General features: G+C 71.7%; 13 protein-coding genes and 1 pseudogene. 7 read left to right on the plus strand and 7 right to left on the minus strand.

Annotation, left to right across the window (positions count from 1 at the left end; translation table 11 throughout):
- Position 1: 1 nt before the first annotated feature.
- From ACSYGO_RS35875 to ACSYGO_RS35885, 3 genes are all read right to left on the minus strand, one after another.
- Positions 2 to 1,501 carry a coproporphyrinogen-III oxidase family protein gene (locus ACSYGO_RS35875; RefSeq protein ID WP_460389102.1) on the minus strand — a complete coding sequence of 500 codons (1,500 nt, stop codon included), beginning with the start codon at positions 1,499 to 1,501 and terminating at the stop codon, positions 2 to 4.
- A gap of 194 nt (positions 1,502 to 1,695) precedes the next feature.
- Positions 1,696 to 1,854 carry a hypothetical protein gene (locus ACSYGO_RS35880; RefSeq protein ID WP_158690554.1) on the minus strand — a complete coding sequence of 53 codons (159 nt, stop codon included), beginning with the start codon at positions 1,852 to 1,854 and terminating at the stop codon, positions 1,696 to 1,698.
- A gap of 59 nt (positions 1,855 to 1,913) precedes the next feature.
- On the minus strand, positions 1,914 to 3,269 hold the full coding sequence (locus ACSYGO_RS35885) for a radical SAM protein (RefSeq protein WP_426681975.1): 1,356 nt from the start codon (positions 3,267 to 3,269) through the stop codon (positions 1,914 to 1,916).
- Positions 3,270 to 3,776: 507 nt separating this feature from the next.
- Between ACSYGO_RS35885 and ACSYGO_RS35890 the strand changes: the two genes are divergently transcribed.
- A complete protein-coding gene (locus tag ACSYGO_RS35890) occupies positions 3,777 to 4,217 on the plus strand; it encodes a DUF6278 family protein (RefSeq protein WP_460389105.1) in 441 nt (146 codons plus the stop codon).
- A gap of 60 nt (positions 4,218 to 4,277) precedes the next feature.
- Here ACSYGO_RS35890 and ACSYGO_RS35895 read toward each other — a convergent pair whose 3' ends face one another.
- Positions 4,278 to 4,664 carry a hypothetical protein gene (locus tag ACSYGO_RS35895; RefSeq protein WP_426681974.1) on the minus strand — a complete coding sequence of 129 codons (387 nt, stop codon included), beginning with the start codon at positions 4,662 to 4,664 and terminating at the stop codon, positions 4,278 to 4,280.
- A gap of 99 nt (positions 4,665 to 4,763) precedes the next feature.
- Here ACSYGO_RS35895 and sigJ point away from each other — a divergent pair, with 99 nt between their 5' ends.
- The 3 genes and pseudogenes from sigJ to ACSYGO_RS35910 all read left to right on the plus strand — a co-directional run bounded on the left by sigJ (position 4,764) and on the right by ACSYGO_RS35910 (position 6,650).
- Positions 4,764 to 5,636 (plus strand): RNA polymerase sigma factor SigJ, encoded by an 873-nt coding sequence (sigJ, locus tag ACSYGO_RS35900; protein WP_460389107.1) that lies wholly within the window; start codon positions 4,764 to 4,766, stop codon positions 5,634 to 5,636.
- Positions 5,637 to 5,958: 322 nt separating this feature from the next.
- Positions 5,959 to 6,225, plus strand: a pseudogene (locus ACSYGO_RS35905) (ATP-binding cassette domain-containing protein); the annotation flags it as partial.
- 131 nt (positions 6,226 to 6,356) lie between these two features.
- On the plus strand, positions 6,357 to 6,650 hold the full coding sequence (locus ACSYGO_RS35910) for a hypothetical protein (RefSeq protein ID WP_460389109.1): 294 nt from the start codon (positions 6,357 to 6,359) through the stop codon (positions 6,648 to 6,650).
- Positions 6,651 to 6,698: 48 nt separating this feature from the next.
- Here ACSYGO_RS35910 and ACSYGO_RS35915 read toward each other — a convergent pair whose 3' ends face one another.
- Positions 6,699 to 8,270: a CocE/NonD family hydrolase gene (locus tag ACSYGO_RS35915; protein ID WP_460389111.1), complete on the minus strand. Its 1,572-nt coding sequence runs from the start codon at positions 8,268 to 8,270 to the stop codon at positions 6,699 to 6,701.
- Positions 8,271 to 8,487: 217 nt separating this feature from the next.
- Entirely contained in the window at positions 8,488 to 9,249 is a 762-nt protein-coding gene (locus ACSYGO_RS35920; protein WP_426681970.1) for a hypothetical protein, read from the minus strand.
- A gap of 104 nt (positions 9,250 to 9,353) precedes the next feature.
- Here ACSYGO_RS35920 and ggt point away from each other — a divergent pair, with 104 nt between their 5' ends.
- Positions 9,354 to 11,165, plus strand: coding sequence for a gamma-glutamyltransferase (gene ggt / locus ACSYGO_RS35925; protein ID WP_460389113.1), 1,812 nt, complete (start codon positions 9,354 to 9,356; stop codon positions 11,163 to 11,165).
- Between the two features lie 82 nt (positions 11,166 to 11,247).
- Here ggt and map read toward each other — a convergent pair whose 3' ends face one another.
- Positions 11,248 to 12,015 carry a type I methionyl aminopeptidase gene (map, locus tag ACSYGO_RS35930; protein ID WP_460389115.1) on the minus strand — a complete coding sequence of 256 codons (768 nt, stop codon included), beginning with the start codon at positions 12,013 to 12,015 and terminating at the stop codon, positions 11,248 to 11,250.
- Between the two features lie 32 nt (positions 12,016 to 12,047).
- Between map and ACSYGO_RS35935 the strand changes: the two genes are divergently transcribed.
- On the plus strand, positions 12,048 to 12,302 hold the full coding sequence (locus ACSYGO_RS35935) for a helix-turn-helix domain-containing protein (RefSeq protein WP_426681967.1): 255 nt from the start codon (positions 12,048 to 12,050) through the stop codon (positions 12,300 to 12,302).
- 147 nt (positions 12,303 to 12,449) lie between these two features.
- The gene (locus tag ACSYGO_RS35940; RefSeq protein WP_460389117.1) at positions 12,450 to 13,955 is read left to right on the plus strand and encodes a hypothetical protein; all 1,506 of its coding nucleotides are present in this window, start codon (positions 12,450 to 12,452) and stop codon (positions 13,953 to 13,955) included.
- Positions 13,956 to 14,464: the final 509 nt, after the last annotated feature.

The following is a 14,464-nucleotide window of genomic DNA, read 5'->3' on the forward strand; positions in this document are numbered from 1 at the left end:
CTCACCTGTGGCAGACGGCCTCGGCGAAACCGCCGATGCGCCGGTGGAAGTAGACGCTGATGATCTCCTCGTGGAGAGCCTCGCCGTCCAGGGTGGGAGCGATGCTCTCCGGGGTGCCGGGCACCCGCTCCATGAGGCCCCGTTCGACGAGTTCGGCGAAGACCGCAGCGAACGGTTCGTCGTGGAACAGCTCGACGCCGAACCGCCGGCGGAACCGGCCCGCGTCGACGGGCTGGTTCGCCTTGAAGGCGAAGCCGAGCACCATGCCGATGGCCTGGTAGCCCGCCAGCCGCCGTCCGGAGGCCAGCGGCAGACCCGGGCCTTCCTTGAGCCGGGCCGCGTACCCGGAGATGTCGGCGATGTTGTGGGTCTGTACGACGGTGTCCCCGTCGCCGGTCAGCCAGCCGTACGCACCGGGCCCGTACGCGATCATCGAGTCGTGGCGCTGCCACTTGTTGCAGGACACCCGCGGGATGTTCCCGTCCGGGTAGACGCCGGGCCGGTTCCACCAGCCGCAGGGGCTCGGGTGGTAGCCGCCGTCGAGCAGCAGTTCCACGACGGCCTCGCGCATCGCGTACGTCTCGCCGAGCGACGGGAACAGGTGCTGTTCGCGCAGCCTGTTCTTGACGCTCTCGACGTTCCACAGTGCCCGGTTGCCGATGCCCATCTTCGCCCGGTCCGCGTTGCGCAGGCGGTAGATGGTGATGGTCGGGACGTCCAGGTCGATGAGCCGCCGGATGTCGTCCGCGACCGTGGCGGTCGACTGATGGGGCAGCCCGAACATCATGTCGACGTTGAACGGCCTGCCGGTGGCCCGCAGTTTGGCGACCGCCCGCAGCGACATCTCGGCGTCGTGGCCGCGTCCGGCGAACGCGTTGACCTCGCTCTGCAGGGACTGCACGCCGACGCTGAAGCGGTTGAACCCGATGGCGCAGGCCTCGGCCAGCTCGTCGTGCTGGAAGTTGTCCGGGTTGCCCTCCAGCGAGATCTCGCAGTCGTCGGCGAGCGTGTAGCGGGCGCGTACGTGGTCCAGCAGCCGCTTCAGCTGTTCGGTACCGAGCAGCGACGCGGTGCCGCCGCCGAGATAGACCGACTCGATGGGCGCGTGCGCGAGCCAGGGGGAGTGGGCGAGCCGCCGGCCGGACTCGTCGAGCAGCAGGTCCGTCCAGATCCGCGGGGCCGCCTCGCCCTCGGGGCCGTCCGCGACCTTGCGCTTGACGTAGTTGCAGAAGTGGCAGATGTAGGCGCACAGCGGCACGTGGAAGTAGAGGTGGGCGGGGCGGCCGGCTCCCGGGTGGTCCCGGATGGCGGTGGAGACCTGCGAAGTCGACAGCTGGTCACCGTAGTTGGCCGTCACGTTGATGTTGTAGTCGTCCTGACCGATCCGCAGCGCGGGGTTCTGGTCGAGCAGTCGCGCGAGTCCCGTGCCGGGGCGTGACGTGGTACCCCCGCCGGGGCGGCGCAGTGCTGTGGTGCCGGCCGAAGCAGCCGTCCTGCTCATCGCGACCTCGTCTCCTACAGCCGGCTCCGCGCAGGGAGCTGGGCATGGTGTCCCCCCGCTCCGGGCCGGGCCCGCGCGTCGGGGGAGGAACGGATGGCGTGCGGGCCTCTGCCGTCCGGCGGGGCTTCCCGGCCCGCCCCTCAACGGGCCGGGAAGCGGTGCACCGCTTCGTCGCCTTCGGCAAAGGCGTGGGATCAGACCTCGACCTCGATGACGGTGGCCTCGGTGATGTTGGTGGCCTCCACCAGGGTCTCGGCGGGAGCGGTGGCCGAGGCGGCTCCGACGGCGCTCAGGGTCACGCCCTCCTGCCCCGGCTCCAGGTGGATGCGGATGACCTTCTTCTCTTCGGGCATGGCAGTCTTCCCTTCGGTGGAGGCGGCAGCGGTCGCGCCGCCGTGGGACAGGGGCCCGCTCACGTCGTCGGGAGCGGGAGTCGGGTGGGGCCGGACGGGTCGGCCGACGTCGACTGACGGGGCGTCAGGGTCAGGCGTACGTTGCGCTGTTTGCGGTCGCGCCAGTAGCGGCCGGAGCGCAGCGTGAACTCCTGGAGGTACTCGGTGGCGCCGCAGCCCTTCGGGTCGCCGGTGATGTTCCGGGCCAGCGGCGGGCAGCGGAACTGGCACCAGATGTCCTCCTGGGCCACCGGGCACGAGCCGCATACGGAGTGGTCGCTGAAGCGGATGTCGCGGAACTCGTCGAACCCGTGCCGCCAGATCTCGGCGAACGGCTTCTCGGCGGTGTTGCCGGCCCGGTAGAGCTGCCCCGACATGCAGTTGCTGCACGGGTACACGTCGCCGCGGCTGTTCACGTAGACGACCGAGCGGCCGCACTTCTCCTGGCCCACGGCGCGCTCCAGGCGCTGGCAGAACTGGATGGTGTCCACCCCGCGGATCTCGTCGGCGGCCCGCCGGCCCTCACCGGCGGGCGTCGCGACCGGTTCCTGGTCGGGTTCGGCGGAGTACCGGTCCATGCAGCGCTTGTAGACCTCGAAGACCTCGTCGACGTCCTCGGGGCGCAGCAGCATGTCGGGGTGGAGCAGCGCGCGGCCCACCGGGTGCGTCTCCAGCCACTGGGGCCGGGGGTACCCGCGCTCCGCGCACCAGTCGAAGATCTCCTCGGCGTCCTGGATGTTGTTGCGGTGGACGGAGATGGCGGTGCGGAACACGTGCCCGTGCTTGCGCATCATCTCGAAGGCGTGCTGGAGCTTGGGGAAGTCCATCCTGCCGCGGACGGTCCGCTCGGGGTCCGCGGTGTCGAAGCTGATGAAGAACGACTGGCCGGGCGGGATCCGCGCGAGCCGCTCCTCGGTGACCAGCAGGCCGTTGGTGAAGATCTGCGTGCTGAACGGCTTGCTGCGGGCGTGCTGGATGATCTCGACGGCGTCCCGGTGCGAGAAGATCTCGCCGCCCGTCAGGAACACCTGGAGGACGCCCATCTCCGCGAATTCGTCGAGGAGTTGCTTGATGCGCGCGGTGGATATCTCGTCGGGGCGCTTGAACGCGGAGTCCGCGTAGCAGTGGCGGCAGCGCAGGTTGCAGAGGTTCGTCGTCTCCACGAAGGCGATGGCCGGGGCGGGCAGATGGAACCGGTCGAGCGTCACCAGCGGATCGGCCAGCGCGTGCGTCATCAACTCCGCGGCGCTGACGGCCTGTCCGGAGTTGTGGCGCTCGATCGGCTCCCGTGCGGACGCGGCGAGGAACTCGACATGCCCGTTCGGCAGCAGGGCGACGATCCCGCCCTCGTTCACCTGGAAGGGAATCTTCTGCACGGGCCCTGCCTCTCCTGGTCGTGGGGTGGCGGAACATGAAAGTCAACGAGTGTTGAACTCATGTTGCGTTGAACTCTACGAAGGATGAATACCTTTGGCAAGGGTGTGACGGAGACGGCCGCCGGGGCCGGTCGCGCCGGGGTGGGGCGAGGGGGCGGGGTGCGGGCGGCGGGCGGTGCGGGCGACGTGGGCCCATCGCGCCGGCCGGCGGCCGGCGGTACGAGGTACGAGCGGCGTGCCCTGTTGGCGGCGGTGGCAGCGGCGACGTCGCCGAGCGGTGTCACGCGCCCGCCGCGGGCGTCGGCGAGTGGTGTGGGTGGCGTGACCCTTTCGCGGCGGCCGGCGGTGACGTGCCGGCGGCGTGCCATGCTCGTGACGAGACATGTGGGCCGGGGAGTGACGGCGCCGTGATTCGGATGATTCCGTGATCAACTGCCGCAAGATACATTCTTGGAAATACCGGAAACGCGGAGCTGTCGGAGATCGCACCCCACGGAGAGGCCGGTCATGAACATCCGCTTCTTGGACAGACTGCTCGGGCGCACCCCGCACGAGCACGGACAGAGCCTCGCCGTCGCCTTCGAGAACGACCCGGAGGGCGTGGCCGAACTGCTCTCGGAGTGCGAGTTGCTCCGCTCCCACGCGTCGGCCGCGGGGCTCGAACTCGACGACACCCCCGCCTCGTTGACCGCGCTCGATCAGCTCCTGCCGTGCTGGCGCGACGATCCCGAGGCGCTGCCGTGGCTGGGGAACGACGCGGGCCTGTATCTCGGCACCGTCGTGGTGCGCACCGTTCCCGGGGCCACCTGGCACGTCTGGTCGGGCGGCAGCCCGGTGGTACGGCTCGCCTCCGGCCGCGAGATCCCCGTCGTCGAGGCCGGGCTCGACTGGGCCGTGCAGGGCGTCCCCGAACTCTCGCAGGTGTACGCCGAGGCCGCCGAGGCCTGAGGCGTTCCCTGCGCGCCGTCCGGCCGCGGCGCGGGCGGCGTGATCCGGTCGGCGCCGCGGTCAGGAAGGGACGGCCTGGGACCGGTGGCGCGCCAGCGCCAGCACGCTCAGGCCGAACATCAGGATGCCGAGCGGGACATGGACCGCCGGTACGTGCGCGATGCCCAGCACCACCTGCACCGAGGCGAGGGCGAGGAAGCCCGACGCGTGCAGGACGGGCCGGGGCGAACCTCCGCCCGGCTTCCAGGCCAGCACCGCGGCGAGGACGTACAGCATCGACGCGCCGTACATCACCCGCGCGCCGACGCCGTGCATCACCTCGCCGTAGTGCGCGGTCAGCAGCAGCCCGGCGCTGACGGCCTGGAGGAAGATCGTCGCGGTCTGCAGCGCGACCGCGACCTGGAGGAATGTGGTGCCGCGCGGGACTGCCGTCGTCCGGATGGCCATGATGCGGTCCTCTCTCCTGCCTCGTGGCAGTGGATCTTCTGTACGGTTGCGCTGTTCCGACGACACAGGTTCGGAAAATGTCAGGGGGGGACGGTCTTCGTGACCACAGAGCTGAGCGCTGTCCTCGGCGAACGGCGGCATCTGACCAACATCGCCTACCGGTTGTTCGGGTCGCTGGCCGAGGCCGAGGACGCCGTGCAGGAGACGTACGCCCGCTGGTACGCGCTGTCGTCGCGGCAGCATGAGGCCATCGCCTCGCCCGGCGCCTGGCTGACGACGGTGGCGACCCGGGTCTGCCTGGACCTGCTCGGCTCGGCGCGGGTCAGGCGCGAGCGCTACGTCGGCGCATGGGTGCCCGAGCCGCTGCCCGACCGCACGGAGTGGACCAACCGCGCGGTCGACCCCGCCGACCAGGTCACCCTCGACGAGTCGGTGCACATGGCCTTCCTCGTCGTCCTGGAGTCGATGACACCGGCCGAACGCGTGGCGTTCGTGCTGCACGACGTCTTCCGGTACCCCTTCGTCGAGGTCGCCGAGATCCTCGACCGGTCGCCGGGGGCCTGCCGTGAGCTGGCGTCGTCGGCCCGGCGCCGGGTGCGGGCCGCGCACACCCCGGTCTCGGGACAGGCAGGTCTGGTGCGGGACTTCAAGCAGGCGTGGGAGGCCAGGGACATCGAGGCACTGGTCGGTCTGCTCGCCCCCGGCGCCACGATGACGGCCGACGGCGGTGGCCTGGTCGGCGCCGCGCTCCGTCCGGTCGAGGGCGGCGAGCGCATCGCCCAGTACCTGGCCCACTTCGCCGAGAAGGCCCCCGGCCTGACGCTCCTGGAGCGGACGGTCAACGGTCAGCCCGGCCTCGTGGCCCAGCGCGCCGGGATGACGGTGACGGTGGCGGCCTTCTCCGGCTCCGGCGGCCGGGTCACCCACATCTGGGCGGTCCGCAACCCCGAGAAGCTCGGGGCGTGGGCCTGATCCGACCTGATCCAAACGACCCCCCCCGGGCGACACGCCCAGGCCGACGATCGGATCGTCCGAGGGGGCGCTCAGGGCGCCGCCGTCCGGGGGTGCGCCCCATGGCGGAAGGTTCCGCACCCCCGCTGACCGGGCGCGATCCGGAGGCCGGGCCCTCGCGGCGCCCGGGCGAGGCGGGGCGGCCCCGCTCGCCCGGCGCCGTGATCCGACCGTTATGCAGCCTCAAATACGGTTAATGATCGCGAGTGCGTGTCGTCCCGTAAGTCCCCTTTTGCGTCGATAGTTTGCGTGATCGACAGAGCTGAAAGCAGGCAGGTCCGGTATGGCTGTCGATCCGTTGATCGAGCTGCACGACGTGAACAAGTACTTCGGGGAGCCACATGTCCTGCAAGACATCAGCCTCACGGTCGGCACGGGGGAGGTGGTGTTGATCACCGGTCCGTCGGGCCCGGGCAGATCCACCCTGCGCACAACGATCGACTTTCTGGAGACCATCGGATCAGGGGCGATCGAGCTCGACGGCCGGCCGCTCCCCGACCAGGGCAGGGCCCCGGCCCGGCTCCGCGCCGAGGCCGGCACGGTCTTTCGGCGTCGTGTTCGCACTCGACGGCCGAGTCGTCGAGGACCGCACCCCCGAGGAGTTCTTCACCGACCCGCGCAGTGACCGCGCCAAGGACTTCTTTTCCGAGATGCTCAAGCACTGAACGGGGAGTGCCGCACATGTCCGTACCACACGTGTGCGCCCATGAGGTCCGGCCGCTGCCGGGCGACAGGGCGCTCGTCCGCACCGGGAAGCCGCTCGCGCGGAACGTCGACTACGATGTGCCGTTCGTCCTCGTGCCGGTGGCGCCCCCGTCGTCGCGCACCGGGACGTGCATGCCGCACCACTGGCTCGCCCTCGGGGCGGCCCGGCGGGAGCGGCACGGTCCCAAGACCGAGGCCGTGCACGGTGCACCGGCCGAACCAGAGACGCTGCTGCCGGGTGGGGGTCCCCCCACGGCCCCGAGACCGTAGGGGGAGCAGCAGCTCACAGGGCCAGGCCCGGCCGGCGGCAGCCGGAGATCACTGCTCGCGCAGGGGCACCGTCACATACGACGGGTCGTGCGCCGGCGAGGAGAAGGTCAGCTGCGCGCCGGACGGGTTGTGCTCGATGTAGAGCGGGTCGACCGTGTCGACGACCAGGGCGAGGCGATGCCCTGCCGGAACGTCGTAGGCCGTGGAGTACAACTCCAGGTCCACGCCGAACGGCTTGCCGGGCGTCTGCCCGTGGAAGGTGTACGGCGCGTTGCTGACCAGCTTGCCGAGGCCGAGCGGGCCCACGTCGTACAGGTACGCGACGAGGGTGCCGCTCTCCTTGGTCGCGGTGACCGTGGTGTGCAACCTGGCGGTGCCGCGCACCTGTTGCGCGCTCGCGTACCTCTCCGACTGCCAGACCGCCGCCCACCACCGCGGCAGCAGCGGGATCGAGGCCGTCGGAGGCAACTGGGCGAGCTGGTCGAGGATGCTGGACAGGAACACGATCCCGCCGTCGGCGCCCGAGTCCACGTTCGCGTGGATGGTGGTCGTGCCCGGGAGCGCGAGCTTCTTCGACGTCTTCCCGACCGACTTCCAGTCCGGGTAGGCCTCGTAGCCGCCCGTGGAGCGCGACTTGAGCTGGACCGGCTGCTCGCGGTCGATGCCGTTGTCCTCGCCCTTGAGATAGTGGTCGAACCAGCGTCCGGTGTCCGTCCATACGTCGTTGGGGAGTCCGAACAGTCCGGTCGCCTCGGCCGTGGCGTGGTCGCCGGGGCGGAACTCCAGCCGCTTGGGACCGGTCAACTCCTCGTAGAACTTGGCGTACTGATTGGGCGGGAAGATCGTGTCGCCCCAGGCGTTGGCGAGCATGATCGCCGCGCCGTTGGCGTTGAGCCGGTCGACGTAGGTCTGCGGGGAGCGCTTCTTGCCCCAGGCGATGAGGCTCTGTTCCTTGGAGAGGTCCGAGGAGAAGAAGTCCTTGAAGGTCTGCTGGAGTTCGGCGCTCGGCCGGCCCGTGAGCGCCCCGGCGCCGTTCAGCAGCGCGGCGGCCTGGGAGTGCTGGGTGCGGCCCGAGTAGATCGAGTCGATGAGGTCGGCCCATCCGCTGAGGGCGGCCACCGCCTTGATCCGCTCGTCGTGCGCCGCGGCCAGCAGACTGATGCCCGCGCCGTAGGACACGCCCGCCATGCCGACCTTCCGCGCGTCGGACGGGGTGTTCGCGAGCGCCCAGTCGATCACCTTGGAGGCGTCCGCGACGTCGGGCGGACCCGCGACTTCTATCTCGCCGCCCGACTGCCAGAAGCCACGGACGTTGTAACTGACCACCACATAGCCGGAGTTCGCAAGCTTCTGGGCCTGGACGAGGTACTCGGCCTGGGGCAGGCCCCAGCTCGTCGGCAGCACGATGAGCGGATAGCTGCGGGTGCCGTCGGCGCCCGCGGGCGTGACGACGTTGGCCTTGAGGACCGTGCCCCCGTCCCCGGAGATGTCGACGAAGCGGATACCGGGCGTGCCGGCGGCGGCCGAGGCGGCGGGTGCCAGGCCGAGGCCGGCGGCGAGCAGCGTCGCCGAGACGGCACCGGCGGCGGACGTGCGCAGGGCGTTGCGACCGTGTCCCACGGGTCACTCCTCACTCGTGTCAGCGCAAAGTGACCCGACGGTAACCTCGCCCCCTTACTGGAGGTAACCCGCCGGTAAGTTACGTGGGAGTAACGATTGTTGAACTGTGCATTCAGTGAGTGCCGAGGGGGTCGAAGTGTGCGCTCCAGGTGCTGGACGCCGGGCACGAAATGTGCCGCCAGGGCGCCCGGCGGCACGTGGGGAATCGTCCCTCGGGCTACGAGGCGGACCGGTGCGAGTTCCGCGGCGGGGCGGGCGTGGGCAGCGGGCTCTGGGCGGCCCGGGTGACGTCCGCGACGACCTCGACGACATCGGGGCCGTACGCCTGGGAGTTGACGACCTTCAGCAGCAGGACGAAGGAGCCGTTGTTGTGCTTGCGCGCGAGGCGCTCGTGATTGCGGGCGAGATAACGGGTCGCCGCCTGATTGGTGATCGCGCGCTGGCCGCAGAAGAGGAAGACCGGTCTCGTCGCCCGGTCCTGGCCCGCGACCAGCCGGGCGAGGATCACGTACTCGCTCTTGCCCGACTCCAGACGGTAGCGCTCGCTGCCGATCTGGAAGGCCCCGCGGTCCGGGCCCGGCTCGGGGTCGACGTTGACGCGGATGCCCGGGAGGAGCGAGTGCAGATGCGCGGCCATCCGGCGGTTGGACGACGGCCCGCCCACGCAGAACTCGGTGCGCTCGCCGAAACCCTGCTGCGCCGTGTCGTGCGCGATGACCTGGGCATGCGCACCGCAGTCCTTGATCAGCGCGGACAGTTCGAGCAGCGCGAACACGTCGTGGCGCATTACCGTGAGTTCAGGCCCACCCGCCTCACGGTTGACCACGAGGAGTGACTCGGAGTTGTCCGGCAGTCCGAAGAACGCCTGCTTGCGGCGCAGCTTGCGCTTCCACAGGTAGGTACGGGTGAGCCAGCCGAGCGCGGCACTGAGGCCGGCGGCGACCACGCCGAGGACGATGTTGCGGACGTCGTCATTCATGGGCGCGCATGCTAGCGGGAATGCGGAACGGTGTTCGAGGGGGTCCTGACGGGGACGGTGCGCTGAAGTTACGCTGCGCGGACGGCTGATGACTGGAGGTACGGATGAGTCGCTCTGTTGCGCGGAATCTGGCGGTCCTGGCGGTTTCGGCGGCGGTGGTCTCGGTCGGCGCCGCGGCGCCGACCTCCGCCGGGGCCAAGGGCGCACCCGTCACGCCGGACAAGGTGCCCGTCGCGGTCGGGTACGGCGGCGCGGTGGCGAGCGTCGACGCGGACGCCTCCGCGGCAGGGATCGAGGTCCTGAAGAAGGGCGGCAACGCCGTGGACGCGGCGGTCGCCACCGCGGCGGCCCTCGGTGTCACCGAGCCCTACTCGTCCGGTATCGGCGGAGGCGGCTACTTCGTCTACTACGACGCCAAGTCCCGCACGGTGCACACGATCGACGGCCGCGAGACGGCACCGTCGACCGCCGACTCGAACCTCTTCATGGAGAACGGCAGACCCCTCGCCTTCGCGGACGCCGTCACCAGCGGGCTGAGCGTGGGCACACCGGGCACGCCCGCCACCTGGCAGACCGCGCTGGACAGCTGGGGCAGCAAGCGGCTGACGAGCGTGCTCGCTCCGGCCGAGCGCATCGCCCGCGACGGCTTCACCGTCGACGCGACCTTCCGTTCGCAGACCGAGTCCAACCAGGCCCGCTTCAAGAACTTCCCGGACACCGCGCGCCTGTTCCTCCCCGGCGGCTCCCTCCCCGTCGTCGGATCCACCTTCAAGAACCCCGATCTGGCGCGTACTTACGAAGAGCTGGGCAGCAAGGGCGTCGACGCCGTCTACGGCGGCAGGCTCGGCCGGGAGATCGTCGACACCGTGAACAAGCCGCCGGTCGACCCGGCCTCCGGCTACAACGCGCGCCCCGGCAGGCTCGACCTCAAGGACCTGGAGGCCTACGAGGCGAAGCGGCAGGCCCCGACGAAGGTCTCCTACCGCGGTCTGAAGGTCTACTCGATCGCCCCGTCCTCCTCGGGGGGCACCACGGTCGGGGAGGCGCTCAACATCCTTGAGCGGTCCGACCTCTCGAAGGCCAGTGACGTGCAGTACCTGCACCGCTACATAGAGGCGAGCCGCATCGCCTTCGCCGACCGCGGCCGCTGGGTGGGCGACCCCGCCTTCGAGGACGTGCCGACCCGCGGACTGCTGTCCCAGAAGTACGCGGACTCGCGCGCGTGCCTGATCAAGGACGACGCCGTACTGACCAGCCCGCTGGCACCCGGTGACCCGGACCACCCGGCGACCTGCGCCGCCGCCGGGAAGGCCGCCCCGACGACGTACGAAGGGGAGAACACCACGCACCTGACGGTCGCCGACAAGTGGGGCAACGTCGTCTCGTACACGCTGACCATCGAGCAGACGGGCGGCAGCGGCATCACGGTCCCGCACCGCGGCTTCATCCTCAACAACGAGCTGACGGACTTCTCCTTCACGCCGGCGAACCCGGCGGTGCACGACCCCAACCTGCCGGGCCCCGGCAAGCGTCCGCGCTCGTCGATCTCGCCGACCATCGTCCTGGACAAGCACGACCGGCCCGTCGTGGCGCTCGGTTCGCCCGGCGGCGCGACCATCATCACCACGGTCCTGCAGACCCTCACCGAGTTCGTCGACCGCGGGATGCCGCTGGTGGACGCGATCGCCGCCCCGCGGGCCAGCCAGCGCAACGCCGCTCAGACGGAGCTCGAACCGGGCCTCTACGACAGCGCGACCAGTGCCCGGCTGGCCGCCATCGGGCATTCCTTCAAGCTGAACCCCGAGATCGGCGCGGCGACGGGCGTCCAGCGCCTGGCGAACGGCCAATGGCTGGCCGCGGCGGAGAAGGTGCGCCGCGGCGGAGGCTCGGCGATGGTGGTGCGCCCGGCTTCATAGCCACGGGACACACCGGGTGTACGGCGACGGGGCCGGCGGGGCCGGGCCCCGTGTCGTCCGCGCCCGGTCCCCGTCGGGCCGGTCAGCGGGCCGTGAGGATGCGCGGACCCGCGTCCGTGATGGCCACCGTGTGCTCGGCGTGGGCCGCTCGGGAGCCGTCGTTCGTGCGCAGGGTCCAGCCGTCGGGGGCCGCGTGGTAGCCGTCGGTGCCGCCGCCGATGAGCATGGGCTCGATGGCGAGGACCATGCCGTGCCGCAGCGGGAGCCCCCGCCCTGGGCGGCCCTCGTTCGGGACCGGCGGGTCCTCGTGCATCCGGCGGCCCACGCCGTGGCCGCCGAACCCGTCCGGGATGCCGTACCCCGCGGCGCGGCAGACCGTGCCGACGGCGTGCGCGATGTCCCCGATGCGGTTGCCGACGACCGCGGCCTCGATGCCCGCGGCGAGCGCCCGCTCGGCGGTCTCCACCAGGCGCACGTCGGCGGCCCGCGCCGTGCCGACCACGAAACTGATCGCCGAGTCGCCCACCCAGCCGTTCAGTTCGGCGCCGAAGTCGATGGAGACCAGATCGCCGTCGCGCAGCCGGTAGTGGTCCGGCACGCCGTGCACGATCGCGTCGTTGACCGAGGCGCAGATGACCGCGGGGAACGGCGTGGGGGCGAAGGAGGGGCGGTACCCGAGGAAGGGCGAGCTCGCGCCCGCGTCCCGCAGGACCTGGTGCGCCACCGCGTCCAGCTCCAGGAGCGAGACGCCGACCGCCGCCGCCTCCCGCACCGCGGTCAGCGCACGGCCCACGACCTGGCCCGCCTCGTACATCTCGTCCATCGACGTGTCCGTCTTCAGTTCCACCATGCCAATTACTATACCGGTATTAGAATGGCGGCATGGTGCGTACCCCCTTGACCCCCGAAGAGCGCGAACGCGGCGAGCAGCTCGGCCAGTTGCTGCGCGAGGCCCGCGGCGCCCGCAGCATGGCGGCGGTCGCGGCCGTCGCCGGGATCTCCGCCGAGACCCTGCGCAAGATCGAGACCGGCCGCGCGCCCACCCCCGCCTTCTTCACGGTGGCGGCGCTGGCCCAGGCGCTCGGGCTGTCCATGGACGACCTCGTCGCTCGGTGCGCGCCGGCCGCGGCGGCGTGACGCGCGGGCCGTGCGGGGCCGCACACCTCCGTGCGCCCCGTACGGGAGCCCTCTGCGTCCCGTCCGAAAACTCCCCGTAGCCGTCCCGTAACACGACTCGTGTTGTCTACCGGACCGAAGTGGTCCGTTCGGGCAGGGAGTCGTGTGATGGCCGTAGGACAACTCCCGGTGCAGATGCGGGATTTCGCCGAGTACCTGAACGGGCTGATGGCACGGCTCGACCAGAACGGCGGCTGGTGCGGGGTCTTCTGGCAGCGAGATCCCGACGGCATGCGGGCCTGTCTGGACGGCTGGGAGGTTCCGCCCTGGGACGTCGTGGCGGCGCTCCTCCAGGACCTCGCCGCCGAGTTCGGCGACCGTGCGGCCGACGAGGAGGGCGAGCGGGCCCGTGCCCTGCACGGCGCCTCGCTCGCCGCGTACGACGCCCGGCCGGGCGGCCGCGACGCCCTCAGCGACCGACTCGACGTCATGCTCCGCGAACAGCGCTACGCGGCGGAACGCCAGGCCGAACTGAACCGGCAGCTCCCCTCGGCCGGCTCCCCGGAGGAGGCCGAGTCGATCCGCCTCGACCTCGCCTGGGCCCACGACGACCATGAACGCGCCGCAGCCCGCTGCGCGGAGCTCCGACGCCGCATGGTCGACCTCGACCGCCGCGCCCTGCGCCCCCACGCACAGGGCGCGCCCGCTTTTCCGCCCAGGGCGAGCGGCGACGCGCTGCCGGCACGCGCACCGGGCGGCCTGCCCACGGCGACGGACGACGTCCGGTGGGACGCCGGTGCTGGTGGCGCGGGCACGTCCGCGGAGCCCCTGGCGAGTCCTCAGGGGCCTTCCGCGGCCTCGCGCGGCCCACGGCCCGCCGTCGAGCCCGCGGAAGCGTCCGGAAGCCCTCGCCCCACGGCCGGGACCGCGGGGCCCGTCCCCAGGCAGCGATCGAAACGCCGCCCCCGGGGCAGCGCCCGCTTCGCCGGGATGATGGAGCAGGACGACGCCCCCGAGGCCGTACCCCAGGCCGTGCAGGCGCTGCCCGCCCCGGCCGCCCCGAGCTCCCGGCGCACGCCCCGGGGTGCCCGCTTCGCGGGGGCTGCCGAGGAACCCGAACAGCCACACGCGACCCCGGTGGACGCAGACGCCTCGCGGGCCACCTCCGAGACCGTGGCGGCGCTGACGCGGCTGCGCGGCGAGGGGCGGAGCGGCGAGGCGCACGCCCTGCTCGTCGAGGCCGCGTACTGGCCCGCCGCCCGCTTCCCGTTGCTCGCGGCCGAACTGCACCGCGCGGGCCTCGACGCGGACTGGGCGACGCTGCTGTGGGAGGCGGCCTCGCTCCCCGCCGACCGGCTGGTCGCCGCCGCCGACGCGCTCACCGCCGCGGGCCGCAGCGCCGACGGCCGCCAGATGCTGCGCCAGGGCGTCGCGCGGCCGGCGCCGGAGATCGGGGCCGCCGTGCTCGGCCTGGCGGGGGACGGCCGCGACCGCGAGATCCGCGCGCTGCTGGGCGCCTACGTCCGCGTACGCACCCCGGAGGAGGCGGCCCGAAGCGCGGAGACGGACCCGCGGCGGCTCGTCCCGCTGCTCCTGGAGGCCGCGCGAGAGGTGTCGGACGAGCGTCACTGGGACTTGGTCCACGCTCTCAGAGTGGCGGGCCACACGGCCTGACCCGCTCGCCGGCAGAACGTCGCGCCTGTCGACAGGGCACCCCCGCCCGCGGGGAAGGGCCCGCACCGACCGCCCCACACCCGCACCCGTAGGAACACCCCGCTCGCCCCCGCACCCGCCCGCTCTGCAGGGGCCGACCCCCAGCCCCACTCGCACCCGCAGTCGCCCTCTGACAGAAGGGGCCGTGCCGGTGCATCACATGCCCGTTGCGGACGGCAACACGACCCCACCGCACTGACCCACCGGACCACACGACGGCTGCAACGGGCGGATCACCGGCACGGACCCGACCCACCCACCGGCAGTCGGCGAGACGGCCCCGCAGCTACCCACCGGGAGTCGGTGAGACGGCCCCGCAGCTACCCACCGGCAGTCGGCGAGACGGCCCCGCCCCCCTCCGCGCGGATGTTTCCGCCGGGGCACCCGTGCCGTCACTCACCCGCTGGGGTAAGAAACGTGATCGACTCAGCGGGTTAACGACGATGGTCTTGGCAAGGCTCTCCCCGGGG

The organism is Streptomyces krungchingensis, assembly GCF_054729265.1.

Bases quoted from the DNA above. Each gene is read 5' to 3' on its own strand.
- ACSYGO_RS35910 (WP_460389109.1), top strand. From the start codon at position 6,357: ATGTCCGTACCACACGTGTGCGCCCATGAGGTCCGGCCGCTGCCGGGC.
- ACSYGO_RS35880 (WP_158690554.1), bottom strand. From the start codon at position 1,854: ATGCCCGAAGAGAAGAAGGTCATCCGCATCCACCTGGAGCCGGGGCAG.
- ACSYGO_RS35935 (WP_426681967.1), top strand. From the start codon at position 12,048: ATGGTGCGTACCCCCTTGACCCCCGAAGAGCGCGAACGCGGCGAGCAG.
- map (WP_460389115.1), bottom strand. From the start codon at position 12,015: ATGGTGGAACTGAAGACGGACACGTCGATGGACGAGATGTACGAGGCG.
- ACSYGO_RS35875 (WP_460389102.1), bottom strand. From the start codon at position 1,501: ATGAGCAGGACGGCTGCTTCGGCCGGCACCACAGCACTGCGCCGCCCC.
- ggt (WP_460389113.1), top strand. From the start codon at position 9,354: ATGAGTCGCTCTGTTGCGCGGAATCTGGCGGTCCTGGCGGTTTCGGCG.
- ACSYGO_RS35890 (WP_460389105.1), top strand. From the start codon at position 3,777: ATGAACATCCGCTTCTTGGACAGACTGCTCGGGCGCACCCCGCACGAG.
- ACSYGO_RS35920 (WP_426681970.1), bottom strand. From the start codon at position 9,249: ATGAATGACGACGTCCGCAACATCGTCCTCGGCGTGGTCGCCGCCGGC.
- ACSYGO_RS35895 (WP_426681974.1), bottom strand. From the start codon at position 4,664: ATGGCCATCCGGACGACGGCAGTCCCGCGCGGCACCACATTCCTCCAG.
- ACSYGO_RS35940 (WP_460389117.1), top strand. From the start codon at position 12,450: ATGGCCGTAGGACAACTCCCGGTGCAGATGCGGGATTTCGCCGAGTAC.